This window comes from Arthrobacter sp. H41 (assembly GCF_000520535.1).
Taxonomy (GTDB): domain Bacteria; phylum Actinomycetota; class Actinomycetes; order Actinomycetales; family Micrococcaceae; genus Arthrobacter_D.
In genome coordinates this window covers 63,893-79,103 of the sequence record NZ_KI914819.1, presented here as the reverse complement: position 1 = coordinate 79,103, position 15,211 = coordinate 63,893, and the positions used below count along the sequence as shown (strand labels likewise).

The 15,211-nt window shown below is 67.3% G+C and carries 16 protein-coding genes; 8 read left to right on the top strand and 8 right to left on the bottom strand.

Going from position 1 to position 15,211, the window contains the following annotated elements; genetic code table 11:
• The first annotated feature begins 22 nt into the window (after positions 1-22).
• The 4 genes from Y705_RS19975 to Y705_RS0113320 are packed head-to-tail and all read left to right on the top strand — an operon-like array spanning position 23 to position 3,884.
• Complete coding sequence (locus tag Y705_RS19975; RefSeq protein ID WP_081738057.1) at positions 23-1,417, top strand: four-carbon acid sugar kinase family protein; 1,395 nt, start codon at positions 23-25, stop codon at positions 1,415-1,417.
• A gap of 26 nt (positions 1,418-1,443) precedes the next feature.
• A complete protein-coding gene (locus Y705_RS0113330) occupies positions 1,444-2,394 on the top strand; it encodes an NAD(P)-dependent oxidoreductase (RefSeq protein ID WP_026533216.1) in 951 nt (316 codons plus the stop codon).
• Positions 2,366-3,097, top strand: coding sequence for a FadR/GntR family transcriptional regulator (locus tag Y705_RS0113325; protein ID WP_343212766.1), 732 nt, complete (start codon positions 2,366-2,368; stop codon positions 3,095-3,097). The genes Y705_RS0113330 and Y705_RS0113325 overlap by 29 nt, the downstream gene beginning before the upstream one ends.
• A gap of 1 nt (position 3,098) precedes the next feature.
• Positions 3,099-3,884, top strand: coding sequence for an SDR family NAD(P)-dependent oxidoreductase (locus Y705_RS0113320; RefSeq protein ID WP_026533214.1), 786 nt, complete (start codon positions 3,099-3,101; stop codon positions 3,882-3,884).
• Between the two features lie 30 nt (positions 3,885-3,914).
• Here Y705_RS0113320 and Y705_RS0113315 read toward each other — a convergent pair whose 3' ends face one another.
• Positions 3,915-4,553, bottom strand: a complete 639-nt coding sequence (locus Y705_RS0113315; RefSeq protein ID WP_173401090.1) for a LysE/ArgO family amino acid transporter — start codon at positions 4,551-4,553, stop codon at positions 3,915-3,917.
• Positions 4,554-4,585: 32 nt separating this feature from the next.
• Between Y705_RS0113315 and Y705_RS0113310 the strand changes: the two genes are divergently transcribed.
• Positions 4,586-5,476 (top strand): ArgP/LysG family DNA-binding transcriptional regulator, encoded by an 891-nt coding sequence (locus Y705_RS0113310; protein WP_026533212.1) that lies wholly within the window; start codon positions 4,586-4,588, stop codon positions 5,474-5,476.
• Between the two features lie 19 nt (positions 5,477-5,495).
• Here Y705_RS0113310 and Y705_RS0113305 read toward each other — a convergent pair whose 3' ends face one another.
• The 3 genes from Y705_RS0113305 to Y705_RS0113295 are packed head-to-tail and all read right to left on the bottom strand — an operon-like array spanning position 5,496 to position 7,688.
• On the bottom strand, positions 5,496-6,227 hold the full coding sequence (locus Y705_RS0113305; protein WP_026533211.1) for a GAF and ANTAR domain-containing protein: 732 nt from the start codon (positions 6,225-6,227) through the stop codon (positions 5,496-5,498).
• Between the two features lie 29 nt (positions 6,228-6,256).
• Positions 6,257-7,090 carry an ankyrin repeat domain-containing protein gene (locus tag Y705_RS0113300; protein WP_026533210.1) on the bottom strand — a complete coding sequence of 278 codons (834 nt, stop codon included), beginning with the start codon at positions 7,088-7,090 and terminating at the stop codon, positions 6,257-6,259.
• Between the two features lie 10 nt (positions 7,091-7,100).
• Positions 7,101-7,688, bottom strand: coding sequence for a GlcG/HbpS family heme-binding protein (locus Y705_RS0113295; RefSeq protein WP_026533209.1), 588 nt, complete (start codon positions 7,686-7,688; stop codon positions 7,101-7,103).
• A gap of 188 nt (positions 7,689-7,876) precedes the next feature.
• Between Y705_RS0113295 and Y705_RS0113290 the strand changes: the two genes are divergently transcribed.
• Positions 7,877-9,097 (top strand): sensor histidine kinase, encoded by a 1,221-nt coding sequence (locus Y705_RS0113290; protein WP_026533208.1) that lies wholly within the window; start codon positions 7,877-7,879, stop codon positions 9,095-9,097.
• Positions 9,094-9,717: a response regulator gene (locus Y705_RS0113285; RefSeq protein ID WP_026533207.1), complete on the top strand. Its 624-nt coding sequence runs from the start codon at positions 9,094-9,096 to the stop codon at positions 9,715-9,717. Before Y705_RS0113290 ends, Y705_RS0113285 begins: the two co-directional genes overlap by 4 nt.
• Positions 9,718-10,788: 1,071 nt before the next feature.
• Here the strand turns inward: Y705_RS0113285 and Y705_RS0113275 are convergent.
• Complete coding sequence (locus tag Y705_RS0113275) at positions 10,789-11,343, bottom strand: CGNR zinc finger domain-containing protein (RefSeq protein WP_026533206.1); 555 nt, start codon at positions 11,341-11,343, stop codon at positions 10,789-10,791.
• 86 nt (positions 11,344-11,429) lie between these two features.
• Between Y705_RS0113275 and Y705_RS0113270 the strand changes: the two genes are divergently transcribed.
• Complete coding sequence (locus tag Y705_RS0113270) at positions 11,430-11,651, top strand: hypothetical protein (RefSeq protein ID WP_026533205.1); 222 nt, start codon at positions 11,430-11,432, stop codon at positions 11,649-11,651.
• Positions 11,652-11,726: 75 nt separating this feature from the next.
• Here Y705_RS0113270 and Y705_RS0113265 read toward each other — a convergent pair whose 3' ends face one another.
• The 3 genes from Y705_RS0113265 to Y705_RS19965 all read right to left on the bottom strand — a co-directional run.
• On the bottom strand, positions 11,727-12,929 hold the full coding sequence (locus Y705_RS0113265; RefSeq protein WP_026533204.1) for an acyl-CoA dehydrogenase family protein: 1,203 nt from the start codon (positions 12,927-12,929) through the stop codon (positions 11,727-11,729).
• 10 nt (positions 12,930-12,939) lie between these two features.
• Positions 12,940-14,349 (bottom strand): LLM class flavin-dependent oxidoreductase, encoded by a 1,410-nt coding sequence (locus tag Y705_RS0113260; protein ID WP_026533203.1) that lies wholly within the window; start codon positions 14,347-14,349, stop codon positions 12,940-12,942.
• A partial coding sequence (locus Y705_RS19965) for an ABC transporter ATP-binding protein (RefSeq protein ID WP_155850080.1) occupies positions 14,346-15,211 on the bottom strand: 866 nt, incomplete at its 5' end. The genes Y705_RS0113260 and Y705_RS19965, both read right to left, overlap by 4 nt.

Below are 15,211 nucleotides of genomic sequence, written 5' to 3'. Positions count from 1 at the left end.
CGAAACCGTTGTTGATCCGGCAATGGTGGCGGCATCGGTGGCAGCATCGGGCCGCATCCTCGTGGTGCTCGACGACGACCCCACCGGCACGCAGTCCGTGGCGGACCTGCCCGTCCTCACCCGCTGGGACGCGGCGGATTTCGCGTGGGCCTTCCGTTTTCGCATCGAGGGTGCTGCCGCCCCGGCGGTCTACGTCCTCACCAATACCCGCAGTCTCGGACCGGAAGAGGCTGCAGCGCGCAACCGGGAAGCCGTGACCAACGCCCTGGTCGCAGCGCAGGAGGCGGGGATCAGGCTCGGCTTTGTGAGCCGCAGCGATTCCACGCTTCGCGGGCACTATCCCTTGGAGCCGGAGGTGATCGCTGCGACTTTGCAGGAGGTCATCGGGGAGGGTACGGACGGCGTCGTCATCGTTCCGGCTTTTCCGGATGCGGGGCGGATCACCATCGGGGGGATCCACTACATGAGGGGCGGAGCGGGCGGCCTGACACCCGTGGCGGAGACCGAATTCGCGGCCGATGCCACGTTCGGCTATTCCCATTCCGAGCTCGCCCGCTATGTGGAGGAAAAATCGGCAGGGCGCATTCCTGCGGCCGACGTCATCGTGCTGGATCTCGGTATCGTCCGCGGCGGAGCGGTAGGCATCGCGGACGCACTCACGGACGCTGTCGATTCCGCCCCGATCGTGGCCGACGTCGTGACCGAGAATGACCTGCGCGCCCTTGCCCTCGGCCTGGCGGAGTCCGAAAGCCGCGGGAAGAAGCTGCTGTATCGCGTGGGACCGCCCTTCGTCCGCGCGCGGATCGGGCAGCGTGAGCGGGAAGCACTCACCGCGGAGGACGTGTTCCCCGCCGGAAGCCGGGCATCGAAAGCAGGCGGGCTCGTGGTCGTGGGTTCCCATGTGGGCGTCACCACGCGGCAGCTCGCCGCACTGACCAGCCGGCATCCGAACGCCACGACGGTAGAACTCGCGGTGGAGGACCTGCTGGATGCGGCGCTCGCCGAAGCCCGACTCGAAGAGACGGTCGCCGACGTCGTCGCGGCCCTTGGTGCCGGGGACGTCATCCTGCACACCAGCAGGCTGCTGGTGAAATCGGACGATCCCGCCGAAAGCCTGCGGATCGCCAGGGTGGTCTCGGCCGCGGTGGTGGCGGTCGTCCGCCGGACGCTCGCTGCGGCACCGCCGCGATTCGTGATCGCCAAGGGCGGCATCACCTCCTCCGATGTTGCCGCGCATGGTCTCGCCATCCGGCATGCAGTGGTCCGGGGGCCCATGCTCCCCGGCATCGTGTCGCTGTGGGAACCGGTCGACGGACCGGCGCAGGGCATTCCCTACGTCGTCTTCGCGGGCAATGTGGGCGATGACGATTCCCTGGTGGACGTTGTCCGAAAACTCAGCTCCGCCTTCCAGCCGTAATTCGCCACGAAAGAAGGACCGTCCACATGCATGGCTCGAAGGAGAGCAGTAACTACACGGTCGCCGTCCTCGGACTCGGGGCGATGGGACTGCCCATTGCGGGACGGCTCGCCGGCAGGTTCACCGTTCACGGCTACGACATCAACGCCGGACGGCGGCAACTTGCCTCGGACGCCGGCGTCACCGCCCATCCATCGGCCCGCGGCGCGGCCGCCGGGGCGAACGCCGTCCTCCTCGCGGTCCGGAACGCTGAACAGTTGCGCGCGTCCCTGTTCGGCGACGACGGAGTCGCCGCGGTCCTGGAACCGGGCGCCGTCGTCATTGTGACCAGCACTGTGGGACGCGAGGTCATCCCGGGCATCGTCGAGCAGCTGTCCGGATTCGGAGTGAAGCTGGTGGATGCGCCGTTGTCCGGTGGACCGCAGCGCGCCGGGGATGGCGACCTGCTCATTGTGGTGGGCGCGGAGCCGGTTGTGATTGCCGAAGTGCGGCCCGTTCTCGATCGCCTTGCTTCGACACTCACGGTGGTCGGGGACAAGCCCGGGGATGGGCAGGCGCTGAAGACGGTCAACCAGTTGCTGTGCGGCGTCCACATCGCCGCCGCCGCCGAAGCGCTGGCCCTGGCCGATGCGCTGGGCCTTGATCAGGAAAAGGCCCTCGCCGCCCTCGAGGCCGGTGCTGCAGGCTCCTTCATGCTGTCCAACCGCGGTCCGCGTATCCTCGAGGCCTATACGGCGGACGGGGCGGAGGTCCTGAGCAGGCTCGACATCTTCGTCAAGGATCTGGGAATCGTGGGGGACGCGGCGCGTTCCGCAGGGCTCGCCGCGCCGGTTGCGGCAGCCGCAGAGCAACTCTTCCTGCTGGGTCAGGCGCAGGGCTTCGGCCTGGCCGATGACTCCTCGGTCATCCGGGTGGTGGCTCCGGGAAAGCGCGCCACCCAGGGGGAGGATGGTCGTGGGCCGGAAATCACTGGTTGAGTCGGTTGCCGAGGATCTCTTCGAACGCATCCTCGGGGCCGAGATCGCACCGCACGAACCGTTGCCCCCGGAGGCACAGCTGGCGCAAGCGTCCGATGTCAGCCGGTTGACTGTCCGGGAAGCCCTGAAGACCCTGCAGGCCCAAAACATCGTGTACGTGCGGCGAGGCCTCGGCACCTTTGTGAATCCGCCGGACCAGTGGACCGGCCTCGAGGCGATCCTCACGGCGGCGTCGCGCGGCATCGCCTCCAACCAGGCCGCACTGCGTCTACTCGAGGTGCGGCGGATGGTGGAGACCGGTGCTGCCGAACTGGCCGCGAAGCATGCCACCCCAGCCGACCTGCAGCAGATGGAAATTGCGAACCGCGGCCTGGAAGCCGCCCATGCCGCGCAGGATCTCGACGCGGTGACCGTCGCCGACCTCGCCTTCCATGACGCCGTGTTCCGCGCCTCCGCCAATCCGTTCGTCCCTGTTCTGCTGGGCCAGTTGGCGCAACTCCTCTACGTGATGCGGCGGGAGACGTCAGCCTTCCCCGAGGTGCAGCGCCACGCGATCAAGCATCACGGCCTGATTCTGGACGCCATCGCGTCCCGGAGCCAGGAAGCCGCGCGCCTGGCCATGGACGCGCATATCAACCAGACGTACGAAGACTATGAGCACTACATCAGCAGGCAAGATCACACCCCTTCAGGAGATGGCTAACATGACCGAGACCTCCGTATCCCCCGCATTTCCCACCGAACGCACAGCGGTCCTCACCGGCGCTGCCTCGGCCCGCGGGATCGGACGAGCGACCGCGGACCTCCTCGCCGCCCAGGGGTGGTGCATTGCCATCCTGGATATCGACGGCGACGCCGCCGCGCGGGCCGCGGAAGAGATTGCCGGCAAGCATGGCGTCCGGGCCCTCGGCGTCCGTGCCGACGTCTCCGACCAGGAATCGGTGGATTCGGCCATCAGCAGCGTGGAGGAATCTCTGCCCCCCGTAGTCGCACTGGCCAACATCGCCGGCATCAGCTCTCCCGTCGAATTCATGGACGAGACCAAACAGGGATGGGAACGCGTCTTCGCCATCAACATGACCGGTACCTTCCTGGTCACGCAGAGGGTGCTCTCCGGCATGATCGACCGGAAACTCGGCCGGGTGGTCAGCATTTCCTCCATCTCCGCGCAGCGCGGCGGCGGTACCTACTCCAAGGTGGCGTACAGCGCCTCGAAGGCCGGAATCATCGGCTTCACCCGGGCCCTTGCCCGCGAGATGGGGGAACACGGCATCACGGTGAACTGTGTTGCGCCCGGCCCGGTGGACACCGACATCATGGGCGGTGCGCTCAGCGATGACCGGAAGGAGGCGATGTCACAGGACATCCTGGTGGGCCGGGTGGGGACGGTGCGCGACATCGCCGCCCTGTTGGTGTTCCTGATGGGCGAGGACGCCGGGTTCATCACCGCGGCCACCTATGACATCAACGGCGGGCTGCAGATCTCCTGACGCCTGAAGCCTCGATTCGACCCGTGAGGGTCAGATGACGAGGGACAGTGCGAGCGCGACCATCACCACGGCGATGCCGGCGTCGAGGACCCGCCACGCGTTGCGGCGTTTGAACAGGGGAGTCAGGTAACGGGCTCCCACGCCGAGAGCGGTGAACCAGAGGATGCTGCCGAGGACGGCGCCGACGGCGAACCACCACTTTCCGGGCGTTCCATGCGTGCTGGCCAATGAGCCCAGAAGCAACACGGTATCCAGGTAGACGTGAGGGTTCAGCCAAGTGAGTGCGAGGCACGTCCCGAGTGCCGCCTGCCACGACCCTCTTCCACGCCCGTCGGCGACGTCGAGTTGTTCACCCTTCAATGCCCGCACGGCCGCCAGGACCGCATAGCCCATCAGGAACGCCGCTCCTGCCCACCGGACGACCTCGAGCAGGACTGGTGCCCGTTCGATTGCTGCACCGAGTCCGCCGACGCCGAGCACGATCAGCACTGCGTCCGACAGTGAACACACCGCAACCACCAGGATGATATGAGAGCGGTGCAGGCCCTGGCGGAGGACGAACGCATTCTGGGAACCGATCGCGATGATGAGGGTCAGGCCGGAGATGAGGCCGGTTGCAGCAGAAAGGAGCACTCCACCAAGATATGCGGCAGTTCTTCCTAAGACCATCTCAACTTTCTTAGGTCTGATAAGAAGGGCTAATGAAGGACATCGACCCCCACCAGGCCAGAACCCTTGCCACCATCGTCACCGCGGGCAGCTTCGAGGCCGCTGCGGCTCACCTCTCGGTCACGCCTTCCGCCGTGAGCCAGCGCATCCGTGCCCTGGAGATCGCCGTCGGCCGTCCTGTCCTTCGGCGCACCCGTCCGGCCGAGCCCACCGACGCCGGGCAGGCGATAGTGCGTTTCGCCCGGCAACTCGAATTGCTCTCGGCGGACCTCGCGGTCGACCTGACGGAAGTGGACCAGGCACCGCGGCAGCGGCTCACGATCGTCATCAACGGCGACTCCCTCCACACGTGGGCGCTTCGGGCTCTGGTGCCGGTCGCGGAGACACTGCAGTTGGAGATCCTGCGCGAGGACCAGGAACATTCACTGGACCTCCTCCGCAGCGGCGCAGCAGCAGCAACGATCACTTCGATCGCGAAACCGGTCCAGGGGTGCTCATCCCACCCCCTGGGCATCATGCGCTACATCCCGGTCTGCACGCCTGCGTTCCTGCGCACCTGGTTCAGCGAGGGGGCAACGCCGGCCACCCTCGCCCACGCCCCCGTGATCGTCTTCGACCGCAAGGACGACCTCCAGGATCAATACCTCCGGACCCTCACGCACCGCACGCTCACCCCTCCCCGGCATTACGTGCCGGCGGCACAGGAATTCGCGCAGGCCATTCGGTTCGGCATGGGTTGGGGGCTCATCCCCGAAATCGAACTGGGCGAGGACCCTGCACGGGATCACCTCGTGCCCCTGGACGTCGATGGTCACATCGACGTCCCCCTGCACTGGCAGCAATGGCGACACAGCTCGACCGCACTCGACGCTGTCGCTGCAGCAATCCGCACGGGAACGACCATTCTCCGCCGACCCGTCTAGCTGGCGTGGCCCGGCAGGCCTACACGCCGAAGTGTGTTTCGGCGGCTGCGCTGGTGGCCGCCCGGACGATGCTTTCGGCGACGACACGGAGCTTCACGTTCCGGTGGCTGGAGGCCTCCCGGAGGATCTCGATGGCTTCGAGCTGCGTGCACCGGTTCTGCGCGATGATGATCCCGACGGCGATGTCGATATTGGTCCGCGATTCCATCGCCGACTTCAGGTTCGCTGCCGCGTCCTGGTACTTCGACATCTGCAGTGCGAGTTGCAGGGCGCTCGACGCTTCAGCGGCGTATTCCTGCACGTGCCCGACAACCTCGGGAGTGAAGACTCCGGGCTCCTTTGCGTACAGGTTCACTGCCGCCCCGCCGTCGTCGTCCCTCAGCAGCGGAACGCCGAGTGCCGAGTAGTAGCCGCGGTCGCTGAGGGCACTGAGATATTCACGCCAGCGGGGGTCCGTCCGCGTGTCCTGAATGACGTTGACGTTACCGGTATTCACGGCATCGAGGCAGGGTCCGTCACCGTATCCGTACTGGACCTCGTCGAGCTCCTTCGCCTCCATGCTGCTGCTCGCGACCGTGGTGGCCCTATTGCGCTGCTTCAAGGTTATTCCGCACATCACAGTGACCGCGGGCTCAAGAATCTTGGACGTGTGCACGGCGAACGCCTCGAGGAAGAGATGGATGTCGTCGGACCCGAGGATGAGGTGCTGCAACTTGCCGGCAACTGAACCGCCGGCATTCATTTCTGTCATCCCCACAGCTTACGGAAAAATCACATCCCTCAACTAAAGGGCCGGAGAAGGTCGGCGATGGCAGTGAAACCCAGCCGCTCGGCGTTCTGAAGTGCAGTGTTGCCTTCGGCGTCCCGGATCCCCGGGTCGGCTCCGGCATCCAGCAGCTGCCGCACCACCTCACGCTGGTTCGGCCCGCCATCATTGAGGAGGATGGCCTCCTGGAGGGCGGTCCAGCCGAGGTTGTTGACGTGGTTCACGTCGGTGCCGGCAGCGATCAGGATCCGTACAGTCTCCACGTATCCGTGTTCGCTCGCCGGAATCAGAGCTGTTCCCCCATAGCGGTTGGTGCTCCGCACGTCGGCTCCGGCGGCCAGGGTCAGCTGCAGGACTTCGTTGAATCCCTCCGCCCCGGCGTACAGGAACGCTGAGTCCTGAAGGACGTCCCTGGCGTTGACGTTCCCACCGCTGTTGATCAGTTCCCGGACGCGCACCGGATCATTCGCCTTGGCTACGAGGATCAGCCGGCGGTCCAGTTCCGCCTGTTCCTCCGCGGAGCGTGGCGCGGGCTGGGCGGCAGCCGACGGCGATGCAGTGGGCGAGGGCAAGGCTGACGGCACGTCCGACGGCGGGTTCGACGGCACGTTCGACGGCGGCGGGTTCGACGGCGGCGCAGTCGGCACCGCGACGGGCGGAGACCCAGCGCCGGGAGGTGAGCTCTCCGCCGTCGTCCCGGCGGGGGTCTCCTCCAGCGAGAAGGAACCTTCACTTCCCGGCGCGCACCCGGACAGCGCCAGGCCCGCGAGAAGGCCTGCCGCAGCCAGAACCGACCCGGCACCCGTAGATCGGGCGCCGGGTCGGCATGCATTCTGCAACACGGTCATCAAGGAGAAACTACCCTCCTGCGCCGGTGACTGCAGCGGCTCCGGCTGCTGCGCAGGCTTCATCGAGCCTGCCGTCCGGGGCGCCACCCACCCCAATGCCGGCTACTGAGACGCCGTCGACCTTCAGCGGTACGCCGCCGGGCAGGAACAGGGTTCCGGGGAGATCGTCGATGCCCGGGCCGTTGCCGGTGATGCGCTGGGCGAGTTCGCTCGTGGGTGCTCCTAAGGCCGCGGCGGTGTAGGCCTTCCGCTTCGCGGACTCGATAGTGTGTTCCGCAGCGTTGTCACCGCGGAGCAGCGCCTGGACGGTGCCGAAGCGGTCCACCAGTGCGACGGTGACGAACGGCAGGTTGTCCGCCTGGCACTTCGCAAGGGCTGCGCCCACCGCATCGGCTGATGCGCCGACCGTGATCCGGTTCTGGGCCACCACGGATTCCGAGCCCGGCTGAATGTCAGCTGCGGGAGCGGGAGCGGGAGCGGGAGCCGACCCAGCGGCCGGGGCGGCCGGCGGCGTTGCCGTGGCAGCGGCACCGACTCCCGCGGTCAGCAACAGTGCTCCGGTGGCGAGGGTGGCGAAAACCTGATGGGACTTCTTCATGACATTCTCCTTGGGTGGTCCTGCGTTTCGCTGTCCCTCCATGCTCGTGGACTGCAGTTCCTCATGCCTCGGGCATCTGTCGGTCCCGGGCTCAGCCATTGTGGTGGCGGTATCAACCGAATGGATGAGGAAGTCCTGACGGCCGGGCCCCTAGGATGGTGGCAGCGCCCCACGTCGACTGGAGCTTCATGCCTGCCGCAGCCACCCCGCCCCCAGTGCCGGGCGATCGTCCGGAGCTCGGCCGGATCGACGCCGTCGTTCACCTGAGTTTCGCCGTGCTCATGGTGACGTCCGGGGTCCGGTACGTGCTTCGGCACAGCCCCGCCGACAATGTTCCGGTGCTGGTGCTCGCAGGAGCGGTGTGCGCCCTGTACGCCGGGATCGCCGTGCTCGCTCAACGCCGGCGGCCCTGGACGCCCTGGGTGTTCGCCCTCGTGGCGGGCTGGTCGGCGCTGGTGATCCTCGCGCCCAGTTTCGCCTGGTGTTCGCTTGCCGTGTTCTTCCTCTGCCGCGCCGCTTTCAGCGGTTGGTCCGCGTACCTTGCCGGGGGTGCGACGGCGGTGTCCACAGCCGTCGGGCTTTTCCGCCTGAGTGGCTCCACCGACCTCGCGATGCTGCTGGGGCCACTGGCCGCCGGAGTGCTGCTGACGCTGATCTATGACCGGATCGAGCACGATGCAGCCCTCCAGCGACAGCTTGCCGCGGAGGTCTCGGACGCGCAGCAGCAGTTGGCGGTCAGTGCGCGCGATGCCGGAGTTGCTGCCGAGCGTGAGCGCGTGTCCCGCGAAATCCATGACACGGTGACCCAGGGACTTGCCTCCGGCGTGCTCCTGCTCGAAGCCGCACTGCGGTCCTGGCCCGATCCTGCGGCCCGCGGAGACATCGGCAGGGCAGGATCCCTGCTGCGTCAGAACCTCGCCGACACGCGCAGTCTGGTGCACGAACTCTCCGTACCGGGAACCGACGCGCCGCTGGCGGAGGCACTCCTCGAGGCAGCGTCGCTTTACCTGGAGAGCGTCCAGCTGAGGGTCACCGGTGAGGCGCGCCCGGTTCCGGCCGACGTCCGGCATGCGCTGCTTCGGGTGACACAAAGTGCCGCAGCCAATATCAGGCTCCATGCCGCTGCCGGAAATGCCAGCCTGACCCTCGGGTACCTTCCGGGCACGGTGACCCTCGACATCTACGACGACGGCTGCGGCTTCGACCCCGGGGCCCTTGCCGAGCCCTCGGAGAGCGGAGGGTACGGCCTGCGGGCCATGCGCCAGCGCGTGGAACAGCTGGGCGGCGTCTTCGCGGTGGAAAGCGCTCCGGGTGAAGGGACGATCGTGGCAGCACAGCTCCCGGTTCCCGCTACTGGGCCTGCGCAGCGGGCGGAAGCGCGGGGGGAAGCCCGGGTGGAAGCACCATGACGATCTCCGTCCTCCTGGTGGATGATCACCTGGTGGTCCGCACGGGGCTGCGGGCGCTGCTGGGAACCCAACCCGACTTCGACGTCGTCGCCGAAGCCGCCTCCGGGGAGGATGCCCTTGCCGCGGTGGAGCGCAGTTCCCCGGACGTGGTGATGATGGACCTTGCCATGGGCGCAGGCATGGACGGCATCGAGGCGATTCGGCAGCTGCGTCGGCGTACCCCGCGGCCAGCGATCCTGGTATTCACCACCTACGATTCCGATGCCGACATTGTTCGCGCCGTCGACGCCGGGGCGATGGGCTATCTCCTCAAGGACGCTGACCCGGAGGAAATTTTTGCCGCTATCCGCGGTGCCGTCCAGGGCAGGAGTTTCATGAGCGCGCCCGTTGCGTCGCGACTGTTCCAGCAGCTGAGGAACCCCGGCGAGGTCCTCACCCCGCGGGAGGCTGAACTGCTCAGTCTGCTCATCGAGGGACTCAGCAACCGTGAGCTGGGTAAGCGCCTCTTCATCTCCGAGGCCACAGTCAAGACCCATCTTGCCCACATCTACGCGAAGCTCGGTGTCGACACCCGTGCTGCGGCAATTGCCACCGCCCTCCGCAGGGAAGGCATGCGCTAGGCTGCGGCGCTGCCCAGGAGCTGATAAGGCGCTGACAATGTGCTGCCGCGCGCTGCCCAGATGCTCCCGGTCGATCGCCGCCGGGTCCCGTTTCCCGCCCCGCGAGTCAGCCCGGATCAGCCACCTTCGCCCGGGCCGCTTGAACGGCGGCGTGTGCTTCCGTGGCCTCCTCGGCGGACTCGTGCCGATGGCGTTCGGCCTCCCGGGCCTCTTCCTCCACGCCGTCGAGCTCACCGCCGAGGGCCGCCAGGCGCTCCTGCAGGTCCCCGATCGACGCCTTGATGCCCTCCCGCGTGACGCCGACCCGGTCCGCGCGGGACTCCGCCTTCCTGGCGGCATCATCCGCCTGCTGTGCTTCGGCTTCGGCCCGGCCGAGGTCCGCGCGGGCCTGCTCGAGCAGGCGGAGCTGCTCGGCGGAACCGGATTCGCCAGTGCCGGACTGCTTTTTCCGGTTCCCCGCTGTGCCGGTTGCAGCGTCCGGTGTGACGCCATTGGAGGATGGCTCGAACGGGCCACCGACAGCTCCCTCAACGGCAACAGGCTCCCAGCCCGAGACCTCCAGGGCGCGCACGAGGCGGGCGGTGAGGACGGCGGCCGCCGCGGCGGGNATCGCCGCCCGCAGCGTCGCCTCCACCTCGCCGAGGGCAGCCGGGCCGACGTCGTACCCGACCTCCCCGGCGACGTCGAGACTCTGCCCGGCCACCGCAGCCAACAGGCGCTGCCGCTGCTGGCCGAGCGCGTGGAGTTGCGCACGGTCGCTGCCCTCCTGCGCCTCGCGCAGTGACCCGCCCAGCTCGATCACCTGCTCCACCTCGCCGCGCCGGTGGGTCACCAGCAGATTGACGAGCCAGGCCGCCGTCGATGGCTTCGGAAGCTTCTTCAGCAATGCGGCGAGGTCCTTCTGGCCGGAACGGGAGGCCTCCGCTGCTCGGTCATTGCGCGCGCGGGTGAACTGGTCCAGCGGCAGCGCATACAGTTCAGTGGCGATGGTGCCGAAGTCCATGGGATCCTGCCGGTCGGAACTACACGTGTGGTGACGGGCTACTGGGGGGTGCCCAGCGTACCGCCGGATCATGCGTCGGCGGATTGCCTCCTGCGGTAGGCGACCATATTGACGCGGTTGGCGCACCGGACGCTGCAGAAGCGTTTCGAGCGGTTGCGGGACAGGTCGAGAAGCAGTCCCGAGCAATCGTCGGCGTCGCAGACGCGCAGCCGCTCGGTTTCGGCTGCGCGGATGACATCAACCAAGGCAAGGGCCATTTCGAGCCGGATCCGGGTCGCAAGCGGAGCATCGGGCGCGGCTGCATGGAGATGCCAGTCGAGTCCGTCGTGGCGGGCCAGTCGTGGCAGGACCTCGCCGCTTTCCAGCAGGGCATTGACCTCGGACACCATGCTGTCGCGGTCCAGCGCCCAGATGCGGCGAAACTCCTGGCGCACGCCCACCATGGCGGCCAGTTCCTGATCATCGCCGTCGATGCGTCCGGAAAAGCGATGATCCGCAATCAGCGCGGCGAGCTGCTGCTGCGTGGTGAGTTCGTCCTCGCCTGACGTGGACGCCGCAGGATCGGTGTTGGCGAGGGCGACGCCGAATTCGAGGACATCTTCCGTGTCATAGGCAAAATGCACTTGACCCCTTATCCGATCGGCTCTATTGTCAGTGTCATAGCTCTATTGAACCATTACGCAGCGTAAGCTGTGAAAGGGGTACCGCCATGATCAGCGCACTCTACGTCCTCACCCTCATCACCGTTTTCGCTGGCATCGGCAGGCTCTCCATTCCGCGGCGGGAGCGAGCCCCGCTCAGCACCTGGACCCTCCGGGACGTGTACTTCAACGTTCGGCGGGGCCTCGCGGTGGTCTCCGGTTACGGTCCTCCGGACCCGGCATCGATGCATGCAGGACAGCCGCTCGGGGACAGCTCACCGGGCCGGTGACGTGCGGGCCGGTGACGTGCGGGCTGGTGGCCCGCGATTCGGTGACGCGCGGACACGAACTGTCCGCTCGCGGACTCAGGCACGAAAGCGGTCGAGTTCCCCGGTCAGCTCCCACGTTCCCACAGCCCTTGCCTTGTAGATGGCGGGGTTGTGCGAGGCAATGGTGCGGGCGTTGCGCCAGTGCCGGTCGAGTCCGCGCTCGGTGGACACGGCCGAAGCGCCACCCACCTCGAAGAGCCGGGACGTTGCGTTGAGTACCTGTCCGATGACGCTCACCTGCGCCTGGTAGACAGCAATTTCCGCTTCGCCGACGGCGTCCCGCAGCACGCCGGCACCGGCCCCCTCGGTGAGGACACCCAGCGCCTTCTCGAGCTCCCGTGCCGCAGCGCTGACCGAGGCTTCGGCGGAAAAGGCGAGGCTCGAGACCTCACCGATCACCTGCTGCACCTGCGGGTCCTCGGCGGGCACCGGCGACGTCGCATTGACGTACGTGCGCATGCGCGGCGCAACGAAGGCGACGACGTCGTTCGTTGCCGCCCGTGCTATTCCTGCCAGTGACGCCACCAGGACCAGCTGGAAGAAGGCGTGCACGTGGCTTGGTTGGTTTCGAACGAAGGGCCGGACGTCGGCGGGATCAACGCGGGCCCTCCGGAACACGGTGGTGCCGCTGCCGGTCAGCTTCTGGCCGAATCCGGTCCAGTCATCGCGGCATTCCACGCCGGGCGCACCGGCAGGGACGGCGTAGGAGACCCGTTCGCCGTCGGAGACCGCGCTGCCGGCAATCCAGTCCGCGAAGATGCTGCCGGTGCTGTAGTACTTGGTCCCGTCCAGCAGCAGGTCGCCGCCCACGGCGGAGATGGTGGTGCTGATGTCCTCGAGCGATGTGCCGGTCAATTCACTCGAGGCGTTGCCGATCATCGCGCCCCCCGCGATGACGGGGAACCAGCGCTCGGCGCGAGGACCGTCGTCGTCGAGCAGGAGTCCTTCCACGAAGGCGAAGTGCCCGCGCCAGAGCTGGGTGAGGTTCGAATCAGCGGTAGCCAGCCGCGTCAGGAGCAGGAAGAGCTGGGGAAGGGAGGCACCCAGCCCGCCACGGTGCTGCGGAACGCGCAGCGCTCCGAAACCGGCCGTCTTCAGTGCCTGGACCTCGGCGCGGGGAAGTGTCCGCTGCACTTCCCGCTGTGCCGCGCCGGCAGCGATGTCGTCGAAAAGTGGGCCGAACCGGGCAAGTAACTCCTGATCGGTCGGAGAAACCGTAGCGGTTGCTGTTGTGGTCATCGAGGATCTCCTAAACCGAGGCCGAGGCAAGGGCCCGGGCATCGAGGTTTGCTCCTCCGCGGTACCGGGCGCCCGGATGGGAGTCGAAAAGCCGCGCATTGCCGGCGCCGAAAAGCCGCTCGCGCAGGGTGCCCTCCTCGTAGGAAGTGCGGTAGAGCCCGCGGCGCTGGAGTTCAGGCACCACGTGCTCCACGAAGTCCTCGGCAGTGCCGGGGGTGAGGAACTGCCGCAGGTTGAACCCGTCGAGGTCCGTCTCGCGGACCCACCGTTCAATCTCGTTGACCACCTCCACCGCCGTGCCGACAGCAAAGAACGGGCCACGGTCGAACCGCGTCACCTGTTCCAGTGCCTGGCCCACCGTACTGCCGGCCGGCAGGCGGCGGTTGCTGGGCTGCCGGTCCCGCCCGGGACGGTTCTCCCGGGCGAGGATGTCCTCGACGAGTTCACTGGGATGGTAGGCGGCGAGGTCGACGCCGCCCCCTCCCTGGTGGGCAAGGTAACCCTCCGCGCTTGAGAGCTTCCGAAACTCCTCAGCCTTCCGCTGTGCGTCCTTATGCGTTTTCCCCACAATGACGACGGCGCTCGCAAAGGTCTTGATGTGGTCCCGGGATCGGCCGTTCGCTTCGGCGAGGCGCCTCAGGTCGGCCACGTTGTCGCGGTACGCCGCAAGGTTGGTGCCACCCACGAAGACCGCCTCGGCGTGTTTGGCCGCGAAGGCCTTGCCCGCGACCGAACTGCCGGCCTGGAAGAGGACGGGGGTCCGCTGGAGGGACGGTTGGGCCAGGTGCGGCCCGGCCACCGAGAAGTGGGGCCCCTCGTGGTTGATGTACCGGACCTTCGTGGGGTCCGTGTAGATACGACGCTCGCGGTCCTGCACCACGGCGTCGTCGTCCCATGATCCCTCCCACAGCTTGTAGAGGACATCGAGGTATTCGTGGGCGATCTCGTAACGGCGGTCATGTTCCACCTCGTCAGGCAGCCCGAAGTTCCGGGCCGCGTTGGGCAGGTAGGAGGTCACGATGTTCCAGCCGAAGCGCCCCTTCGTGAGGTGGTCCAGCGTCGAGGCGCGGCGTGCGAAGGCGAAGGGCGGCTCATAGGTGGTGGAGAAGGTGGCGGCGAAACCGAGATGTTTCGTGGCCGCTGCCATCGCCGGGATGATCAGCAGGGGGTCATTGCTCGGAATCTGCACGGCCTCGCGAAGCGCCGTCCCAGGTCCTGCGCGGTAGCCGTCGTATGTTCCGACGACGTCGGCGAGGAACACCGTGTCGAAGAGCCCGGCCTCGAGGAGCTTGGCTTCCTCGACCCAGAAGTCGAGGTCGTTGAAGCGGTGGCGGTTGTTCTCCGGGTGGACCCACAAACCGTGCGAGATGTGTCCCACGCAGTTCATTTCGAAGAGGTTGAAGGCGATCTGCTTGCTCATGACGGGACCTGCTCCTTGGTGGAAAAAAGGGGGGTGGGAAGCTGGGGGATGGCGCCCAGCAGTTCGCGCGTGTACGCCTGCTCGGGCTCGAGGAAGACCCGGTCGATGGGACCGGATTCCACCACCGCGCCGTCCTTCATCACCAGCACGGTGTCAGCGATGTGGTGGATGACGCCGAGGTCGTGCGAGATGAAGAGGTAGCTCAGGGAGAACTCCTGCTGCAGATCGGCGAGGAGGTCGAGGATCTGCGCCTGCACCGAGACGTCCAGCGCGGAGACCGGCTCGTCGCAGATGAGGATCTCGGGCTCGGCAGCCAGTGCGCGGGCGATGGCGACGCGCTGGCGCTGGCCGCCCGAAAGCTCGATGGGCCTGCGCTGCTGCTCGTCGGTTCCCAGCCGGACCAGGCCGAGAAGCTCGCTGATCCGTGCTGCCCGGGCGGCACGGGGGACATCCGCGGCCAGGAGCGCTTCGCCGATGATCCTGCCGACGGTATGCCGAGGATCGAAGGAGCTCAGGGGATCCTGATAGATCATCTGCACGGATCGTCGGGCGGCGCGGTTCCCGGACCGTGCCAGGTCCTCCCACGGTGTGCCGTGCAGGAGCACGCTGCCGGAATCGGGTCTCTCCACGCCGAGCACTATGCGGGCCGCCGTGCTCTTGCCGGAGCCGGATTCACCGACGATACCGAGCGTGGTGCCGCGCTCGAGCGAGAACGACACTCTGTCCACGACCGTGCGGTCCACGCGGTCCGGGCCCGGAAAGGTCTTGGTGATGTCCGTTGCCGACAGGATGGTGCGGCGTTTATTGCCGCCGACCTGCCCGTCGGTGCGTGGAGCGGACGGGCTGCCAGCGGGCTGGGCGG

Excerpts from the sequence above, each read along its gene's own strand:
- Y705_RS19975 (WP_081738057.1), top strand. The coding sequence starts at position 23 with ATGGTGGCGGCATCGGTGGCAGCATCGGGCCGCATCCTCGTGGTGCTC.
- Y705_RS0113330 (WP_026533216.1), top strand. The coding sequence starts at position 1,444 with ATGCATGGCTCGAAGGAGAGCAGTAACTACACGGTCGCCGTCCTCGGA.
- Y705_RS0113325 (WP_343212766.1), top strand. The coding sequence starts at position 2,366 with ATGGTCGTGGGCCGGAAATCACTGGTTGAGTCGGTTGCCGAGGATCTC.
- Y705_RS0113320 (WP_026533214.1), top strand. The coding sequence starts at position 3,099 with ATGACCGAGACCTCCGTATCCCCCGCATTTCCCACCGAACGCACAGCG.
- Y705_RS0113315 (WP_173401090.1), bottom strand. The coding sequence starts at position 4,553 with ATGGTCTTAGGAAGAACTGCCGCATATCTTGGTGGAGTGCTCCTTTCT.
- Y705_RS0113310 (WP_026533212.1), top strand. The coding sequence starts at position 4,586 with ATGAAGGACATCGACCCCCACCAGGCCAGAACCCTTGCCACCATCGTC.
- Y705_RS0113305 (WP_026533211.1), bottom strand. The coding sequence starts at position 6,227 with ATGACAGAAATGAATGCCGGCGGTTCAGTTGCCGGCAAGTTGCAGCAC.
- Y705_RS0113300 (WP_026533210.1), bottom strand. The coding sequence starts at position 7,090 with ATGACCGTGTTGCAGAATGCATGCCGACCCGGCGCCCGATCTACGGGT.
- Y705_RS0113295 (WP_026533209.1), bottom strand. The coding sequence starts at position 7,688 with ATGAAGAAGTCCCATCAGGTTTTCGCCACCCTCGCCACCGGAGCACTG.
- Y705_RS0113290 (WP_026533208.1), top strand. The coding sequence starts at position 7,877 with ATGCCTGCCGCAGCCACCCCGCCCCCAGTGCCGGGCGATCGTCCGGAG.
- Y705_RS0113285 (WP_026533207.1), top strand. The coding sequence starts at position 9,094 with ATGACGATCTCCGTCCTCCTGGTGGATGATCACCTGGTGGTCCGCACG.
- Y705_RS0113270 (WP_026533205.1), top strand. The coding sequence starts at position 11,430 with ATGATCAGCGCACTCTACGTCCTCACCCTCATCACCGTTTTCGCTGGC.
- Y705_RS0113265 (WP_026533204.1), bottom strand. The coding sequence starts at position 12,929 with ATGACCACAACAGCAACCGCTACGGTTTCTCCGACCGATCAGGAGTTA.
- Y705_RS0113260 (WP_026533203.1), bottom strand. The coding sequence starts at position 14,349 with ATGAGCAAGCAGATCGCCTTCAACCTCTTCGAAATGAACTGCGTGGGA.